1 protein-coding gene is annotated in these 1,051 nt (G+C 43.1%); it reads left to right on the top strand.

Features of this window, described 5'->3' with window-relative positions; all coding sequences use genetic code 11:
• Positions 1-78 precede the first annotated feature (78 nt).
• Positions 79-999, top strand: a complete 921-nt coding sequence (locus AB4384_RS21690; RefSeq protein ID WP_029236538.1) for an IS5 family transposase — start codon at positions 79-81, stop codon at positions 997-999.
• The last annotated feature ends 52 nt before the right edge of the window (positions 1,000-1,051 follow it).

The raw sequence follows: 1,051 nt of genomic DNA, 5'->3' as shown, positions 1-1,051 counted from the left end.
GGCTTTGTTTCCTAAATCAGGGAACTAATGCTTAAAGCTACGATCAGATCATCTAAGTTCACTCACATACTTAGAGCAATGCCAAAGCCTCGCTACAGAACAACTAACTGGAAACAATATAACCAAGCCCTAATCAATCGTGGTTCACTGACATTCTGGATTGATGAGGAAGCGATTCAACAGTGGAAGCAACTCAAGCAAGGTAAACGAGGTCGACCTCGATTGTTTAGTGACTTAGCCATTACGACCGCCCTCATGGTTAAACGAGTATTCGCGATGCCGTTGAGAGCGTTACAAGGATTCATCGATTCTGTTTTCAAACTCGCTCAACTCCCGTTGTCATGTCCTCATTATTCATGCATCAGTAAACGAGCCAAAACGGTTAATGTGTCATTCAAGACAAAGACCCGAGGCGCAATACAGCATTTAGCCATTGATGCAACAGGGCTAAAGGTCTACGGTGAAGGTGAATGGAAAGTAAAAAAACATGGTACTGACGGGAAGCGTCGAGTTTGGCGTAAGCTCCATTTAGCCGTAGACACTGGCACTCATGAAATCATTGCGGCTGAGTTAAGTTTATCGAATGTCACTGACGGTGAAGCTCTTCCTAATTTACTGAATCAAACTCGTCGTAGAATCAATGAGATATCTGGTGATGGAGCTTACGATACAAGACAATGCTACGAAGCAATACGTATTAAACAAGCTGTTCCACTTATTCCACCGAGAGAAGGTGCTGCTTTTTGGTTACGAGGTCACCCCCGTAATCTGGCGGTAGCTTGCCAGAAATTATACGGCTCAAATAAACATTGGAAAAAGAAGTACGGTTACCATAAACGGTCACTTTCAGAGACGGCTATGTTCCGTGTAAAGACACTGTTTGGTGGGCGATTAAGTTTAAGAAACTATAATGCTCAGGTTGGTGAAACCTACGCCATGATTAAAGCGTTGAATAAGCTCACAGGGTTAGGTATGCCTAAAACGATAGAAATAGCCTAATAATCACCCATACTGGCCGTTTCTATCTGAGATCCAATTAGGAAACAAAGCC

The sequence above is a fragment of the Vibrio sp. 10N.261.51.A4 genome (assembly GCF_041471945.1).
Lineage (GTDB): Bacteria > Pseudomonadota > Gammaproteobacteria > Enterobacterales > Vibrionaceae > Vibrio > Vibrio crassostreae_C.
The sequence above is the reverse complement of the archived record's forward strand: the minus strand, read 5'-3'. Positions and strand labels throughout refer to the sequence as shown.

What these genes read in the sequence shown, in the direction of transcription:
- AB4384_RS21690 (WP_029236538.1), top strand. Translation starts at nt 79, where the DNA reads ATGCCAAAGCCTCGCTACAGAACAACTAACTGGAAACAATATAACCAA.